At 50.2% G+C, this 16,033-nt stretch carries 14 protein-coding genes and 2 tRNA genes; 6 read left to right on the forward strand and 10 right to left on the reverse strand.

Annotated features, from left to right (window positions below):
* Positions 1–777: 777 nt before the first annotated feature.
* Entirely contained in the window at positions 778–1,233 is a 456-nt protein-coding gene (locus BN1969_RS07160) for a MarR family winged helix-turn-helix transcriptional regulator (protein ID WP_050623675.1), read from the forward strand.
* Positions 1,223–2,560, forward strand: coding sequence for an MATE family efflux transporter (locus tag BN1969_RS07165; protein ID WP_050623676.1), 1,338 nt, complete (start codon positions 1,223–1,225; stop codon positions 2,558–2,560). The genes BN1969_RS07160 and BN1969_RS07165 overlap by 11 nt, the downstream gene beginning before the upstream one ends.
* A gap of 195 nt (positions 2,561–2,755) precedes the next feature.
* On the opposite strand, the gene BN1969_RS07170 is transcribed toward BN1969_RS07165, so the two are convergent.
* Positions 2,756–2,956, reverse strand: coding sequence for a MurR/RpiR family transcriptional regulator (locus tag BN1969_RS07170; RefSeq protein ID WP_050623677.1), 201 nt, complete (start codon positions 2,954–2,956; stop codon positions 2,756–2,758).
* A gap of 401 nt (positions 2,957–3,357) precedes the next feature.
* Here BN1969_RS07170 and BN1969_RS17880 point away from each other — a divergent pair, with 401 nt between their 5' ends.
* Both BN1969_RS17880 and BN1969_RS07175 read left to right on the forward strand, forming a co-directional pair.
* Positions 3,358–3,510, forward strand: coding sequence for a hypothetical protein (locus BN1969_RS17880; RefSeq protein WP_154669729.1), 153 nt, complete (start codon positions 3,358–3,360; stop codon positions 3,508–3,510).
* A gap of 194 nt (positions 3,511–3,704) precedes the next feature.
* Positions 3,705–3,956, forward strand: coding sequence for a site-specific integrase (locus BN1969_RS07175; RefSeq protein ID WP_133248302.1), 252 nt, complete (start codon positions 3,705–3,707; stop codon positions 3,954–3,956).
* 141 nt (positions 3,957–4,097) lie between these two features.
* Here the strand turns inward: BN1969_RS07175 and BN1969_RS07180 are convergent.
* Positions 4,098–4,173, reverse strand: a tRNA-Thr gene (locus BN1969_RS07180).
* A gap of 324 nt (positions 4,174–4,497) precedes the next feature.
* Here BN1969_RS07180 and pyk point away from each other — a divergent pair.
* Entirely contained in the window at positions 4,498–5,940 is a 1,443-nt protein-coding gene (gene pyk, locus BN1969_RS07185; protein WP_050623679.1) for a pyruvate kinase, read from the forward strand.
* An 86-nt stretch (positions 5,941–6,026) separates the two neighbouring features.
* Here pyk and BN1969_RS07190 read toward each other — a convergent pair whose 3' ends face one another.
* From BN1969_RS07190 to BN1969_RS07210, 6 genes are all read right to left on the reverse strand, one after another.
* Complete coding sequence (locus BN1969_RS07190; protein ID WP_077138722.1) at positions 6,027–6,824, reverse strand: hypothetical protein; 798 nt, start codon at positions 6,822–6,824, stop codon at positions 6,027–6,029.
* 146 nt (positions 6,825–6,970) lie between these two features.
* Positions 6,971–8,524 carry a recombinase family protein gene (locus BN1969_RS07195; RefSeq protein WP_077138723.1) on the reverse strand — a complete coding sequence of 518 codons (1,554 nt, stop codon included), beginning with the start codon at positions 8,522–8,524 and terminating at the stop codon, positions 6,971–6,973.
* Positions 8,525–8,850: 326 nt separating this feature from the next.
* Positions 8,851–10,698, reverse strand: a complete 1,848-nt coding sequence (locus BN1969_RS17885) for an NACHT domain-containing protein (RefSeq protein ID WP_147577028.1) — start codon at positions 10,696–10,698, stop codon at positions 8,851–8,853.
* Between the two features lie 190 nt (positions 10,699–10,888).
* Complete coding sequence (locus BN1969_RS07200) at positions 10,889–12,181, reverse strand: ATP-binding protein (protein WP_050623681.1); 1,293 nt, start codon at positions 12,179–12,181, stop codon at positions 10,889–10,891.
* A 101-nt stretch (positions 12,182–12,282) separates the two neighbouring features.
* Entirely contained in the window at positions 12,283–12,582 is a 300-nt protein-coding gene (locus BN1969_RS07205; protein ID WP_050623682.1) for an SWIM zinc finger family protein, read from the reverse strand.
* A 15-nt stretch (positions 12,583–12,597) separates the two neighbouring features.
* Complete coding sequence (locus BN1969_RS07210; protein ID WP_050623683.1) at positions 12,598–13,713, reverse strand: tyrosine-type recombinase/integrase; 1,116 nt, start codon at positions 13,711–13,713, stop codon at positions 12,598–12,600.
* A gap of 285 nt (positions 13,714–13,998) precedes the next feature.
* Here BN1969_RS07210 and BN1969_RS07215 point away from each other — a divergent pair.
* Positions 13,999–14,089 (forward strand) — tRNA-Ser (locus BN1969_RS07215).
* A 51-nt stretch (positions 14,090–14,140) separates the two neighbouring features.
* Here BN1969_RS07215 and BN1969_RS07220 read toward each other — a convergent pair.
* On the reverse strand, positions 14,141–14,716 hold the full coding sequence (locus BN1969_RS07220) for a helix-turn-helix domain-containing protein (protein ID WP_147577032.1): 576 nt from the start codon (positions 14,714–14,716) through the stop codon (positions 14,141–14,143).
* 7 nt (positions 14,717–14,723) lie between these two features.
* Positions 14,724–15,953 (reverse strand): tyrosine-type recombinase/integrase, encoded by a 1,230-nt coding sequence (locus tag BN1969_RS07225; protein ID WP_082203535.1) that lies wholly within the window; start codon positions 15,951–15,953, stop codon positions 14,724–14,726.
* Between the last annotated feature and the right edge of the window lie 80 nt (positions 15,954–16,033).

The following is a 16,033-nucleotide window of genomic DNA, read 5'->3' on the forward strand; positions in this document are numbered from 1 at the left end:
CCTGTCAACTGACTCGTTGACAGGCCGCGTTAGCTGATCTGCTCGGTCAGTTTCCATACTTTCCGGAAGGAGCCCGCGGCGGTGGTGAACGCCGGTTCAGGGCTTTGCTGACCAGACTGGCGAGGGGGCTGTCCCCTGCCAGCATGAGAGTATCGATCAGCCCGCCGCCTCCAACTTCCGGATATCCCTTTGTCCGCTGCCCGCTCCGCCGATGTGGTGAAATGGGCAGTGGAGGGGATCACCGCCGGAACTACGGCCGCCATTTTTCTGCTGACAACACCTGCACCCATGGATCTTGACATTCCTATACTGCGACTTGGCGTGACTTCGTCCGAACACTTTGTAAAACAGCGCAATGTGATATGACCCCTCTAAGGTAGATGGTTGCAACTGAGAATCATTTTTCGGTGGCTTTTTTGCTGCTGGGCAGGCAGTTGAAGATTATAACTGGCAACTATCCTCCAGAATCGCTTCATCTAAAGCATTGACCAAACGGGGCAGGTCGAAATTTTCCATGGAGAGATTTAAAATACTCTCTTTACTTCAGGACAAACGCGGCTGTCCAAGAGCTGGTGTCGCCTGTAGGCCGCCTGTTCTCTCTTCCATTGTTAACAATTGATAAATACGTGACTTGCCCCAATGCTCATGTGCGGTAAAGTAACAAACAGGAATTTCATAGACGGCTCCCCACTATTTCTTAAAATATGCTTGACATTAGTACGGCATCGGACGATTATATAAATAAGTCCGATACCGTACTAATTTTAGGAGGAAATTATGGATACTGGAAATGAGATATTAGAACAACTGCAACGATACTATACACTTTGGAAAGAAAGCAATGCCATCTATGAAGAATGGGCAAAAGCACAAGGTCTTTCATCAAACAGCCTTTTAGTTATCTACTCATTTTATGATAACAGCGAAGTTTGCACCCAAAAATCAATCAGTCAGAAGTGGTATATCCCTAAGCAGACAGTTAATACCATATTAAAAGATTTTATAGAAAAAGGGCTTGTAGAAATGTCTGCTATTCCAGAAGATAAACGCAACAAAGAAATACGGCTTACTCCCAAGGGAAAAAGGGTTACTGATAAAATTATGAAAAAACTTCAAAAAAAAGAATTACAGGTAATGAATGAGATAGGGATAGAAAGGATTACAGAGATGAATGACACCTTAACACAATTTATCCAACTGTTCAGAAAGGGAGAGATGGAAAATGAATCATAAGAAAACTTTCTTACAGTTTGTTATTCCATCTGTTATGGCTTTTGCGCTTTCTGGCGTATATACAATAGTAGATGGCTTTTTTGTAGGCAACAGTCTGGGAGATAATGGTTTGGCTGCCATTAATTTAGCATATCCTATTGCCGCTTTCATCCAAGCTGTTGGAACAGGAATAGGGCTGGCAGGAGCAATCCGGTATGCAATACTCAAAGGGCAAAAACAGCAGCAAGAAGAAAAAGAATGTTTTACAAGTACAGTATTTTTGCTTACAGCATTTAGCCTATTTTTAACCATCGCTATTTTAGGAGGAATTTCTTCATTGATTCATTTGTTTGGAGCAGAGGGAGAAATCCGTGAGTTGATGAGAGATTATGTTCGTGTAATTGCTTTTGGAGCAACATTTCAAATTTTTGCGACAGGACTTGTGCCATTCGTTCGTAATTTAGGCGGTTCATCATTTGCCATGTTCACTATGATAGCAGGATTTATAACCAACATCATTTTAGACTACCTGTTTATTTGGGAATACGGGCAAGGTATGGCAGGCGCAGCATGGGCGACCATTGCCGGACAAGGAGTTACCGTGATACTTGCAGTTGGATATTTGATTAAAAAAAATATCGGCTTCTGTTTTCCGGCAGAAAAATTTTTACCCTATATGACAGAAATCTTAAAAGTTTCTCTTTCTCCTTTTGGCTTGACTTTTTCCTGTCAGATAACAACAATTTTAATGAATCGTAGCTTAATGCTTCATAGCGGAGAACAGGCAGTTGCCGTATATGGCTGCATTGCTTATATTATGGCAATAGTTTATCTTCTGTTACAAGGAGTTGGAGACGGAAGCCAACCTCTTGTCAGCAGATATTATGGCGAGGGACAGTTAAGCACATTGAAAATAATGAGAAAGCTGGCATATGTGGTAAGCGGAGTTATTGCATTTGCCTGTATGACGATTGTTTTTCTTCTTCGTGATCATATCGGGATTTTGTTTGGTGCGTCGATAGAAACAAATCAAAATGTAGCAAGTTATTTACCGCTATTTTTGATTACAGTATTATGTTTGGCGTATGTGCGTATTACAACTTCATATTTGTATGCAACAGAGAAAACATCACTTTCCTATCTGCTTGTTTATGCCGAGCCTGTTATTATTGCAATCTTACTTGTCTTTTTGCCACAAATCGAGTTTTGTGAAGGCTTTGCAATTTGGATTAGCGTGCCGCTTGCACAATTCATAACATGGTGCATTTCAATTTACATTAAACATTACGCCGATAATCAAATAATACTACAAGTAGCAAACCCAGCCGAGCCAGTCAACGGCAAGTAAATGGGCTGCGCCCACTGTTGACAGCCCCGCCTGTCCTTGCTGGTGGGTAATCAAGGGGCGACAGCAAAAAGTGCTGCCGCCCTTTCCCATAATCGAAGAAAGGGGGATTTTCCATGACTGAATACGAAGCCTATCAAGAACATATCCGCTATACCCATGATACCTATTGCCGGATTGTTATTCGTCATGCGTCCTTTAGCCGTCAAAGCCAAGCGCCTGCACAAACCGGACCACCGTTGGCTGGCTTACCTGTACTTGGTCTGCCAGTTCTGCGATGGTGCACCGGGTGCACTTCTCCGGATCAGCCAGCACCTGGTCTGCCACCCGCTGCTCCGAGGGGCGCAGGGTAGCATAAGCGCTTTTCACTCGGTCTAAAACCTGTATGTCATGTTGCATTTTCCTGCTCCTCGCTTTGTAATAAATTTACATGGTCCAAGTTTTTTAAGTGCGTGTTATTACAAAATATTAGTGGTCCATTTGTAATAAATACTGAATTTTTTTGATGCAGATCACAGCTGATTACCATGGTCGGCTACTCTGTCAATGATGCGGGCAAGGCGTGCACCTTTTGCAAACGCACCCAATAAAAGGTACACGCTTCCCCGCAGTAATGATGGACAGCAGACCGGAGGAAAGATTGGGCGGCAGATAGATGTACTGTTTGAACCATTTCCTTCCCAGCGCCCTAATCTTTGTATTGTGTTCTGAGGCTCGGCCCAATCTGGGCCGAGCCTCAGAGGGCATTTTCGACAGAATACAGCGGGAGCACACCGCCAGACTTCCAGGAAATTCTGGTTTTGCCAGGCAAGTTTCAACAGCGTGACCATCAGTTGAAACCTGGCTGTGGTGAGGCTGCTGAAATGCAGCATCATGGCGATGGCCTTTCCATCACCCGCAGGCTTTTCGCGCACAAGCTCAGCTTGTTTTTCTCCTTAATGCTTCTTTTATGACCGGGCCAGAAACATATCGTATATCAGCAAAGCTTTTTCAGCTACCGCACTGCGGTAAATTCTTTGTAAAATATATCGAAATATTTAAAGGAAGGCTCTCTTCCTGATATCCATTTGCAATGATGCAGTAAGAACTGTAGCAAAAGGACATTGCGCCTGCCTCAAGGAAGGCAGATACCCGCTGGATGCTCCCTGTGTTCTTTGTGGAACGAATCAGCGGCCTGCGGAAAGGCGAACTGGCCGCCCTGCTCTGGAGCAATCTGGAGGTGGAGCGCAAAGCACTGTTGGTATCCAAGTGGGTCGTCCAGGGCGGAGGGATCAAGGTGACTCGGCCCAAGACAGCGACCTATGCCCGAAAAATCTCCATCCCCCAAGAAGCGGTGGATTTGCTGGTGCAGGAGCAGGCGGCGGAGAAGATGGGCAGTTTTATGACGCATGTCATGTGAGCACAGGAAAAGCACCGGAGAAAAGGAAAATCCCTTTTCTCCAGTGCTTTCCGCTTCTTTCAGCTTGTGGGCCAAGGCCCTGATGTATCCCGCAAAAGGGCGCAAAAACACCCCGCAAACGAGTATGTTTGCGGGGTGTTTTGGAGCTGGAAACGTGACTTGAACACGCGACCTGCTGATTACGAATCAGCTGCTCTACCGACTGAGCTATTCCAGCGTATCAGAAACGTCTGGGCCCTGTCTGGGATGACTGGCTCTGGAGGCGGGCAGACGGCGCACACGGAATAAAACATCATTTTGCTGCGCTGAGATATGTGCTTAAATATTATACGCAGAAAACCGGAGTGCGTCAAGAGGAAAACGCTGATTTGTCTAAACTGTCTGATTTCGAAAATAGCAGCCGCAGTTTTTTCTCGCCGCACCGCGCCCCGTTCCCCGGGATTTTAACAGAAAACAAATATTCAAACGGCAAAAAATGTAGTATGATAGGGGGCAGAAGAAGCGAGACAATTGCAAGGAAACAGGGAAAGAGGTAACAGTTATGCCTGAATTGAGAAAGACAAAGATCATATGCACACTGGGGCCCTCTGTGGACGATGAGGAGACCCTGCGCCAGCTGATTCTGGCTGGCATGAACGCGGCAAGATTCAACTTTTCCCATGGCACGCACGAGTCCCAGCTGGCCACGCTGCAAAAGCTGAAGCGGGTGCGGGATGAGCTGGGGCGCCCGGTGGCCACGATTCTGGACACGAAGGGCCCGGAGATCCGCATCAAGGCCTTCCGGGACGGCCCGGTGAGCCTGGAACGGGGCGCCCCCTTCATCCTGACCACGGAAGAGGTAGAGGGCGATGCCGGACGGGTGTCAGTGACCTATCAGAACCTGGCAAACGAAGTGGAGCCCGGCTGCCACATCCTGGTGGACGACGGACTGGTGGATCTGCTGGTCAAAGAGGTGAGAGGGCCGGAAATCCACTGTGAGGTGGAGAACGGGGGCGTTCTCTCCAACAACAAAAGCATCAACATCCCCAACGTACATATTCATCTGCCGGCGCTGACGGAAAAGGACCGGGAGGACCTCCGGTTCGCGGTGGAGCAGGACTTTGACTATGTGGCGGCCTCCTTTGTCCGCAAGGCGGAGGATGTGGAGGATATCCGGGAGGAACTGTGCCGGCACGGTGGACAGGGGATCAGGATTATCTCCAAGATCGAGAACCTGGAGGGTGTGGACAACCTGAACGAGATCATCGAGGCCTCAGACGGGCTGATGGTGGCCCGGGGAGACCTGGGGGTGGAGGTGCCTGCCTGCCAGGTGCCCGTGCTCCAGAAAGAGATGATCGCCAAGTGTATTCACCAGGGGAAGCCGGTCATCACGGCCACCCAGATGCTGGACTCCATGATGAGAAACCCCAGACCCACTCGGGCGGAGGTCTCCGACGTGGCAAATGCTGTATTCGATGGGACCTCCTGCGTCATGCTCTCTGGGGAGACCGCGTCGGGCAAATATCCCCTGGAGGCTGTGCGCACCATGGCGGACACTGTGCTGGCGGCGGAGCAGGCCATCAACTACTGGGGCAGGTTCCAGAAGATGGGGTTCTCCAAGCGGGCGGAACGCCCCATCAGCGATGCCATCAGCCACAGCTGCTGCACCACGGCACTGGATCTGGAGGCGAAGGCCATCCTAGTGGCCACGCAGTCGGGAAACTCTGCCCGGGTGATCTCCCGCTTCCGCCCAGGCTGCACCATCGCCGCATTCACCACTACGGAGCGGGTGCGCCGCCAGCTGGCCATTACCTGGGGTGTCCACCCATTCCTGTTCGGGTCAGTGGACTCCACAGACCGCCTGCTTTCCCTGTGTGTGGAGTGTGCCAGAAAGGAAGAGGTGGTGTCCGCAGAGGATACAGTGGTGATCACTGCCGGTGTGCCCATCGGGCAGAGCGGGACCACCAACCTGATCAAGGCCCAAGTGGTAGGAGAGAAGATCTGAGGGATGGGCCCCCTTTTTATAGGACCACCATAACAAAGCGGCACGCCATCTGGGACGGCGTGCCGCTTTGCTGTAGAAAACAGCTTTCAAAGGAGGGAGAGCTCCGCAGCAATGGCGAGGGCGGTCTCGTCTACCAGTTCGAAGTTGACATAGGGGTGATAGAGGGCCTCCAGGTCGTCGTGCATGGCCTTGGCCTGGGAGAGGGAATCCACGGCCTCATCCATCAGGGCGCTGGTGATCTTTTGGGAGAAGCGCAGCCGGGGCCTGCTGCGGCGGAGCAGATCGGCGGAGACGGCGTTGTCCAGAAGGAGGCGACGATAGGCCTTGCCGGGGTAGGGGTGCGCCGGGGAGGAGGAAAGAAAGGCCAGGGAGAGCTGGGGGATGAGCAGGTGTTCCAGCCGGTCCGGCGCCATGGGAGAGGGGCAGGCCACCACATCATAGCCTGCCTTCAGGGCACCCGAGAGCAGATGGGCCAGCATTCGGTGGGCCAAGCCATACCGGTCGGAGAGCTCATAGATCCGCTGGCACTGGCACTCCACTGTCCCCCAGAGGCACATCTGCCCGCGGTGGGTGACGGCGCCGAGAAAACGCTGTTTCACCGTGCCGGCGGGCGCCCCCTTCCGGGGCTTCAGCTCCCGATCCAGGATGCCCCGGGCGCGTTTGGACAGCTTTTCCTCCAGCGCGTCGGAGTCCAAGGTGGAGCGGACGTCGTACATCAGCTCGGCAGCCGCATCCAGACAGCGGTATGCCCGCTGGTAGTGCCCCTTGTAGCCTCGCATACAGGAAATAATGGCGGTGCGGAGTCCCTCCATCCCGTTGTGGTCATAGCACTTCCCCAGATTGATGTACTGCTCCACCACCCCTGGATATTTCGGCTCCACCACATGGGTATTGTCCCTTTAGGACACCTCGTCGCCGCGGCCTTCATATCCTGCGCTTCCGCCTTGCTGCGAAAGCGCACTCATTCCGGCGCGGCTCCTCTCTCCACCGAACCCGCTGCCGCTGGGCTTCGGCGGGGACCCCATATTTCTTAGAATTTCCAATGGATCTTGACCTCCTGCCGCCCCGTCTCCTGATCCTGCTCACCGATCTCGATCTTCTCGATGAGCATCACCGCCAGCTCCCGGGGGAGGGTCTTCAGCTCCAGCAGTTCCCGGGCCTTGGCCATGACCTCTTCCTGATTGCGGGGCTGCTCCTGACCGGAGAGCTCCTGATCGATCTGGGCCAGCCGCCGCTCCAGGCGGCTCTTTTCCTCCAGGAAGTCCTGGTTCAGCTCCACAAACTGTCCTTCACTGAGCACACCGGAAACCTTATCCAGGTACAGGTTTTTCAGGGCCGTGCTCCGCTTCTCCAGCTGGGCGCTCAGGGTGCGCTGCTCCAGCAGCAGGGCCTCCCGGTGGTCGTCCTTTGGCGGCGGGAGCTCCAGCTCCTCCAAATGGTAGTAGGCCCCGATGTAGTCCCGGATGCGTTGGGAAACCAGTTCTATCAGCCGGTCCAGCCGGATGGAGTGGCGGGTGCACAGCTTCTGCGTCCCGCTGTCGGCATAAAGCTTACAGCGAAGATAATATACCTGCGCTTTCCCCTTTTTCCCGTTGGAGGTCTTGCTCATGGTGCTGCCGCAGTCCATGCACTTCACAAGGCCAGCCAGGGGATGCACCATGCCGGTGCCGTCCTCCCGGGAGCGGATGTCTAGATTTCGCTGGACAATCTCAAAGGTCTCCCGGTCGATGATGGCCTCATGGGTGCCCTCCACCCGGAACCAGCGGTCCCGGGGCATGACAATGATGGCCTTGGATTTGTAGCTGACTTTTTTGGTCCGGCCCTGCACCATGACGCCGGTGTAGATCTCATTGCGGAGGATCCGCCAGACGGTATTCTTGTTCCAGAGCCCGAAATCCTGCTTGCAGAAGTGGTTGCTGTCCCAGCCCCGCTCCGCCTTGTACCGGGTGGGATTGACCACCCCCAGGTCGTTGAGCATGTGGGCGATGCTCTGCTTGCCGTGGCCCTCCAGGGACCAGCGGAAGATCTGCCGCACCACCTCCGCCGCCTCCGGGTCCACCAGGAGATGGCCCTTGTTGTCCGGGTCCTTCCGGTAGCCGTAGATGGGAAAGCCGCCGATGTACTGCCCCTGCCGCCGCTTCATGTCAAAGACCATGCGGATGTTCTCGGACAGGTCCTCCAAATACCATTCATTGACAAGACCGTTGATTTGACGGGCTTTTTTGTTTCCTTTTACCTCTGTGTCAGCATTGTCGGCCACAGCGATGAATCGGATCCCCCAGATGGGAAACAGGCCGTGAATGTACTTCTCCACCAGTTCCATATCCCGGGTGAACCGGGACTGGCTTTTGCAGAGGAGGATCTGAAACTTCTTTTCCTTGGCCGCCTCGATCATCCGATTGAAGTCCGGCCGCTGGCTGTCAGCTCCAGAATAGTCCTCATCGCAGTAGATGTGATAGATGTCCCAGCCCCGCTCCACCGCATAGTGGATCAGCAGAGATTTCTGGTTCTGGATACTCTCAGATTCCGTTTTATACTTGTCTTCGTCCTCCTTACTCAGCCGTGTATAGATTGCACAAAGGATATGTTACACCTCCTTAAAGGCGTAACTGCTCCCCTTGATCGTAGCACAAGAGCAGCTACCCGGCAAGAAATTATTTGAAATCCCTACGCCGCTAAAACGCAGCGTAGGGATCATTTGGATAGTTCTTTTGTGAGCCAAGCGGTGATGGCTTGTTGGATGAGGGTGCTGATCAGGGACTCGTCGTTGGATTGGCGCTGCTCGGTTAGGATCAAGGTTGCATTTTGCATAAAATCGCCTCCCCTAAAACATATGCTATGCACTCCAAATAATGAGCAGAGCAAATGTGACCATCACATTTGCTCTGCTCATTTGCATAAATGAACGCATTACAATTCCTCGATAATCGAAGAAAGTTTTCTCTTTCGATTAATTGAAGTATCGGAGTTCTTTTCCAAAATAGATAAGGAGAACAAAAGTTGCGATTCAAACCACTTTAAAACATCTAAAAGTTCTTTAGGATTCACTAGTTCAAATGCAGTACTTATCGGACATTCATCAATTTTTCGGTTAGACTTTTTTAGATATTTTACTAACCGCGTAGCTAGCTCTTGCTCCAGTTCTTCATGAGACACCGCTGTCTGATAGCTATAACAATTTAATTTACACGTCATACGAATAATATTACACAAATACCTATCTTTAATAAGCAATGATAAATGATACCGAATAGTGCCATCTGACTTTCTTGTGCGTCGTATTGATATATTATCAAATAATTGCTCAAGTAATTCCTTAGAATATCCGCAAATTTCATACATATGCTTTATATCTTTTATACCCGGGCATAGTATAACTTTGTTTACCTTTTCTGGCTGAAGATTAAAAAGCATAGTCAAATACTCATCCGTTATAACGGAATTAGATTCTGTCATCCAACTAGTTAATAATTTGTATTGTGCCTCATCTGTCAGTTTGCAGGTATACCATGCAGCAAAATATTCTTGAAAAGATCTATGAGAAAACCGATAATTTAGTCCATCTTTAAATAGCATACAAACAGATGAAACCAAGTCATCCAAAAAATCATCTACCAAGAACGAATGTGAAGAGAACTTTTCTTTTGCCATCTGTATATAATGGCGTAATTCGCTCTCAGTAAACTCATATTCTGCGCAAAAATATGATTTAAAACATATATATGAGAAGATTGTCTTGAATTCGTCAATACCAAGATTTGTTCTGGTATCTCTGACATAACAATCTTTTGTAGCATCATGCATATTAAATAGTGTAGAAAAAGCTGCCTCATAAAAATCGTTCAATTTCGCTGGAATAGATGCATGATTGCTAAATGTTAAAAGCATTATCGTGAGGAGCAAAGGATTTGATGCAAAAGACTTGTATTTATCATATAGATTATTATCCAATTCTTGATAAAATGTGCTCTTTGCAGGTTCAGAATAATCAATTTTTTTAATTAAATTTAATGCTTGCTCTTTTGTCAGCGCGCAAGCGGACATTTCAGAAAAATCATTCCAACCGATAAAAGCATCTGTAGGCCTGGAAGAAATAATAAAATGATTTTTATTATATTTTGAACAAAAATTTTTTACTTCAGAAGTAACTTTGTTAACACGGTCACGATTAATCTCATCAAAGCCATCTAACAGGACCAAATACCCCCCTTCTGATAAACTATAATCGTAATATTTTTCATCAAGGCAAAACCCATTACTTGTTAGGATCTTGTATATAGCATCGTGCATAGAAATCTCTTTTGTATCTAGAGAATTAAAACTTCTAAGTTCTATAAGTACAGGAATAAAATTTGTTTCTTTCACCGAATTCAACAGCAGATGCTTAAAAAGGATTGATTTACCTATTCCACCAGTACCTGTTATTATAATTTTATGTCCGATAGATAGCAAATTATTAACTGAAGATGTACTTACAATTTTTCCAGAATATTTTACACCTATACATTCATAAAAAGAATATAGGTCTTTAGGAATATGTCTATATATGAGTGTCTTAATCTTTCCATACTTAGCCTGCACATTGGTAAGATACTCATTATATGCACTACCATACCGAATCTGATCTTTTACATCCAAATCCTTAAAAAAAGATTTAATTTTGTCCCATGCGGAACCTGTTGCATCTTTAATTAATGATGTCGCAACATCAGTTATTACCTTTTCACAATCAATTTGTGGCAGATAATCATTTGCCATATTATTTTCTCCGTTCCTGTTTTTTAAGAGGGATGTCATATCCTAAAAATATTAAGTTAATGGTCTCTTGTTTCTCTAGTGAAACTCATGACCATATCTTCTAAACTATCGCGAAACACATAGCAATTAATCAGTAATTAGTTTATGTTGACAAAGCAAAAACTAACAAATGAAAAATACTACGCCCTCTTTAAATACAAAATATAGCATATAATGGTACCGACTTCAACCCATCCTTCTCCCCGAAATTCTTCAACGACAGCCGGATGGAGTAGGCAGGCTTATAGTTGCTCACAAAGACGCTGAGGCTGCGGGAGCGAACGTGCTCCCCTTTTTTGACCTCGATACCGATGATTTGGTTGCCCTTTTGCAGCACAAAATCCAGTTCTGCGGTACTGCTGCTCTCCCAGTAGTAGAGGTCATAGCCCTTGGCGGCCAGCTGCTGGGCCACATAGTTCTCGGTAAGTGCCCCCACAAAGGTATTCCCCTCGCCGGAGAGGACCGTCTGCTGGGAGATGCCGGATTTCATCGTCAGCAGTCCCACGTCGCCCATGTAGAGCTTGAAGGCAGAGAGATCGGCATAGACAGCGATGGGTTCAAAGGCCTGGTTGATGCGCTGGCATTTTAGCACCACGCCCGCTAGGTTCAGCCACTCGATAGAGGCCCCGAACAGCGTGGCGCTGCCGCCCTTCTGCACCACCTTGTATTGGAACTTCTTGTTGTCCTTGGCTAGCTGTGCCGGGATGGAGTTATAGCAGGCCCGGATCTTTACACTGTCCGTATTGCTTGCATACTTTGCCATGTCCGCGATATAGTTATCCAGGATCTCATTTTGTACCAGCGGAACATCCAGAAAGCTGCCGCTTTTCAAAAAGACATTGATGCAGGCGGGCATCCCGCCGATGATCAGATACTCCCGATACAGCTCGACAGCCTCTTGGTGCAGGGCATCTGGCAGCGGCTCCATGGCGTCATAGGCTGCGCGAATCTCCTCGCTGAGGAGTTCCTTTCCCCTGGCCCAGAGATATTCCTCGAAATCCAGCGGATAGAGGGTAATGGTCTCCACTTTACCTACCGGAAAAGAGTAATGCTGACGGTTGATCGCCACCCCAAGCAGGCTCCCCGCCGCCGCGATATGGAACTCCGGCGTCTCCTCGCAGAAATACTTCAGGGAGGTCAGCGCGCGCTCGCAGGATTGGATCTCATCGAAAATGATCAGCGTCTCTCCCGGAATGATGCGCTCCCCAGTGGACGCCTCCAGATACCGCAGCAGTCGCTCCGGCTGGATATTCTCATTGAAGTAAGACGCAATCGTCAGATTGGTTTCCAGATTGATATAGACGACATTCTGGAACTGCTCCTCTCCGAATTTGCGGAGGATATAGGTCTTTCCCACCTGACGGGCGCCGTTGACAATCAGCGGCAGGCGGTCGGCAGTCTTTTGTTTCCAGGCAATCAGCTGTTCCTCGATCTTGCGCTTCACATTCCTCACCTCACGAGTACAGCATATCTTTAATTTGCAGTTAAGTCAAGAAAAATATGTCGCTTTTATATTTTTCTTGACTTATAGCTTCTTTTGGCATCTTACTCCTGCATACGCCCGGAGAAGAACACCGTCTTACGTTCCTCCATATCGCACATCATCGCCGCCAGATGGACGCAGAGACCGCCGGCGCGGCAGGTGCAGTACAGATCCTCTATCTCTGCGTTTTCGTCCAATGTGATCTCCGCGATGATGCGCTCCCCGTCTTCGGCGGGGAACTCCGCATCAAATTCACAGGTATCGCTGGGCTGGACCGCAAAGGGTTGGATGCTCTTGTAATACTGTTTGGTGAGTTCCAGATCCTCCGCCGACAGGTTTTTCAAAATCCCTTGAATCGTCATGGCATATTCCTCCAGCTAAATTTTTTTCAGCGTCTGTGCGCTGGCCAGTTTTGTTTCATATTCCAGGTGGGCATACAGGTCTGCCGTCGTGGACAGCGTACTGTGTCCCAGCCATTGCTGCACTTCAATCAGAGGCGTCCGCCTCTGGATCAGGAGGGAGGCACAGGTGTGCCGGAGGTCATGCAGGCGGATCTCCCGCAGGCCGTGATCCCGGAGAAACTGTTTGAAGCTTTGGCTGAGGTAGTTGGACGCGATGGGCTCTCCCTCCGGATTCAGGCAGAGGTAGTTCTCCGGCGGCGGAGTTTCCTCCCCATAGCGGTTTCGTCTTTCCTCCTGCAAAATGGCGGCGATCTCCTCCGGCATGGGAAGTGTGCGGCAGCTGGCTTTCTGCTTCATGGTGTCTCTCCCCACGGAGACCTTTCGGTCATCCACCTCCTGATAGACCCTGGTATGCTGGATCTGAATGGTGCCCACGGAGAAATCAATGCTCCGCCATTGAATCCCCAGCACCTCGCTGCGGCGCAGGCCGTAGAACAGGCACAGCATCACGGGCAGCCAGAGCCAGTGCCCCCGGAGCTTGTCCAGCAGTTCATTTGCCTCCTCCAGTGAGTAGTACCGCGGGATATAAGGTACTTTCTTTGGCCGCTCCACAATATCGGCTACGTTCCGGTCCACCAGGTCCAGCCGCACCGCGTCTTTCAGTGCCTTGTGGATATTGGCGTGATGGTGGAGAATCGTATTGCCCGATACCCCGGACGCAAGGAGATCGTCGTAGTATCTCTGGACATCTGACGCGCGAAGCCCGGCCAGTGTGATACGCCTCTCCCAAAAGTAAGGGCAGATGCTGTTTTCCACCAGATTTCGATAGCTGGTATAGGTGGTGGGGGATACTTTTGCTTTCATGGTCCCCAGCCACTGGAGCATATAGTCCGCAAACGGCAGCCCACTTTCCCCCTTGGAATCCGCGTATTGATGCCGGGTCTGAAAGAGCAGTTCCTCCGCCCGCTTTTGATTGCCCGGTACCGGGAGATGGGTGGCAATCCACTTCGTCTTTCGTCTCCCGGCCTGGTCATGCAAATTGAGTACCATGTACCAATAGCCTTTTTTCTGCTGCAAGTGTCCTGCAACCATCTTTTCTCCTCCCAATAGATAAAGTCAAGGGAGCACGGCCAGGCGCACTCTCCTTTACAATCTGTGTATGTTCGCTTTTAAAATTGACTTTTATAAAACTGTTAGACGCAGCGGACTCGAAATCCCCACGGTCACTTCTCCACTCCGTTCCCGCAAATCCGCATATATCAAGGCTTTGCGGGATTTGCCCGGAGGATTTTTTCGGGCCAACGCTAACAAAATGCTAACAGTTGTCCAAACAATCGAATATCGGATGTCTCGCCGGAAAACCGGCTGAACATACATGGAGATGTACCCAAGTGGTTGAAGGGTCCGCTCTCGAAAAGCGGTAGGGGTGTTAAAACCCGCGAGAGTTCAAATCTCTCCATCTCCGCCAAAGCCCTGAAAACGGCTGTTTTCAGGGCTTTTCTTTTGCTTTTCTGAACTTTTACAGCGGCATGCCGCTGTTTTGTTGCTCTGTCCACATTTTATCCAGCAGATTCCGGTGAATTTCCGACTTGACCGAGATGTCCTGTCCGGCATGAGAGGCCAGGTGCTCCGCCAGCGATTCCTTAGAAAACAGGTTGGTGCCGTAGTAGTTCACACCCTCTACCACGCCCTTCTTCATCCAGCGGTTAATGGCGTTGATGCTGTAACCGCACAGGGCTGTGGCCTGCTTGACCGTCAGCATATCCGGCGTATCCGTCCACCGGTCCAAAATTAGGTCCCGCAGCTCATGACAGTCCAGATATACCCGTGCCTCCCGCTCGGAATGTCTGCCGCTGGAAAAGTATCCCACCGGCAGCATACCGTCCAACTCTCCGGCATCCCGCCGCTCCAGAAAAGTGATCACATCCTCCAACTGTATCTGAAAGCGGCGGGTCTGCTTGCCAGAGTCTTCACAGGGGATCACGCCATGCTCCAGCAGCCAGAGCGCCTTGCGTTTGCTGATGTGACAGATGCGGTAAAGCTGATCTTTGGAGATCACGGCGGGATACTGCTCCCGCAAATACCCGTAGTCCATGGCCACCTCACATACTCATGGTCATGCCGAAATCCTGAGTTTGCTCTTCCTCTGCCATTTCCTCGGGCATGAAAGCCGCCGCGATAGCGTCCGCCGACTCCTGTTTGGAATTAAAATCCAGATGGGAATAAATGTCGGCGGTGGTGGCGAAGGTAGAGTGGCCCAGCCAATCCTGAATCTGCTTCATGGCGATTCCCTGACTGAGCAAAAGGCTGGCGCAGGAATGCCGCAAATCATGAAAACGAATGGGCCGCAGACCGTTCTGCTGTAAAAGCAGCTTGAAGTGGTCGGTGACATAGTTGGGACGAAAAAGCTTACCCATCTCGTCCACACATACATAATCGAGGTATTCCTGACAGTAAGATTTTTTGAACAGCGCCTGATACCGTTCCTGCTTTTCCCTCTGCTCCCGCAAGAGTTCCCGCACGGCAGGGATCAGCGGCAGCGTGCGAAAGCTGGATTTGGTTTTCAGCTTGTCCTCGGTGAAGATCCTGTACTCGCCGTTTTCTTTGCCGTCGGTGACCTTGTGGTTGATGGAAATGGTGCCCCGGTCAAAGTCTATGGCGCTCCACCGGATGCCCAGCACCTCACTGCGCCGCAGACCGTAGTAGGCTGCAAGCTGAATGACCACCGACATGGAGTCGTTCCGCGTGGCCTCGAACAAGGCGGCCAGTTCCTCCTTGGAGTAAAAAGCAGCCAGATACTTGCCCTTCTTGGGCCGGTCTACTTTGTCAGCCACATTCTCTGTGATCAGTTCGTTCTTCACTGCATACTGCAAAGCCTTACGCACCACGGCGTGGTAATGAATCACGGTGTTGGCGTTGCAGCCATCGTCAAAGATGGACTGGTGCAGCTCCCGGATGTGCTTCGGCTCAACATCGTACAGCCGCAGCTTCCGTTCCCGGAAGAACGGCTCCAGCCGTGCGCCAATCATACTCTCGTATCCCTGATAAGTACTCCGTTCAATGGTCGGTGCAGTGATTTTCAACCAGTCCTTCAGAAAATCAGCAAAGAGCGGTGACTCCCGCTTTCCGTTTCGGAGCAATCCAGCCGCCCCGGCGTATTCCCGCTTCAGTTCCTCCAGCTGAGCCAGCGCCCTGCGCGTATTGCCTTTGACCGGAATACCCAGGGCAATGGATTTCTGCCTGCGCTTTCCCGACACATCGTACAGATTTAGAACGGCGGTATATTTGCCGTTGCGCTCAATCAGACTTCCGGTGATCTCTCTGTATTTCATATTCGTTCCTCCTCTCAAAAAAGGTTAGTTTGGTCAGGTAGGGTACAACCTGTACCCAACCCGCGCCGTTTCAAGGTCGT

This window comes from Clostridium phoceensis (assembly GCF_001244495.1).
GTDB lineage: Bacteria > Bacillota > Clostridia > Oscillospirales > Oscillospiraceae > Lawsonibacter > Lawsonibacter asaccharolyticus.

What these genes read in the sequence shown, in the direction of transcription:
- BN1969_RS07225 (WP_082203535.1), bottom strand. Translation starts at nt 15,953, where the DNA reads ATGAAATACAGAGAGATCACCGGAAGTCTGATTGAGCGCAACGGCAAA.
- BN1969_RS07205 (WP_050623682.1), bottom strand. Translation starts at nt 12,582, where the DNA reads ATGACGATTCAAGGGATTTTGAAAAACCTGTCGGCGGAGGATCTGGAA.
- BN1969_RS17885 (WP_147577028.1), bottom strand. Translation starts at nt 10,698, where the DNA reads ATGGCAAATGATTATCTGCCACAAATTGATTGTGAAAAGGTAATAACT.
- BN1969_RS07210 (WP_050623683.1), bottom strand. Translation starts at nt 13,713, where the DNA reads ATGGTTGCAGGACACTTGCAGCAGAAAAAAGGCTATTGGTACATGGTA.
- BN1969_RS07220 (WP_147577032.1), bottom strand. Translation starts at nt 14,716, where the DNA reads ATGGACTACGGGTATTTGCGGGAGCAGTATCCCGCCGTGATCTCCAAA.
- pyk (WP_050623679.1), top strand. Translation starts at nt 4,498, where the DNA reads ATGCCTGAATTGAGAAAGACAAAGATCATATGCACACTGGGGCCCTCT.
- BN1969_RS07160 (WP_050623675.1), top strand. Translation starts at nt 778, where the DNA reads ATGGATACTGGAAATGAGATATTAGAACAACTGCAACGATACTATACA.
- BN1969_RS07165 (WP_050623676.1), top strand. Translation starts at nt 1,223, where the DNA reads ATGAATCATAAGAAAACTTTCTTACAGTTTGTTATTCCATCTGTTATG.
- BN1969_RS07170 (WP_050623677.1), bottom strand. Translation starts at nt 2,956, where the DNA reads ATGCAACATGACATACAGGTTTTAGACCGAGTGAAAAGCGCTTATGCT.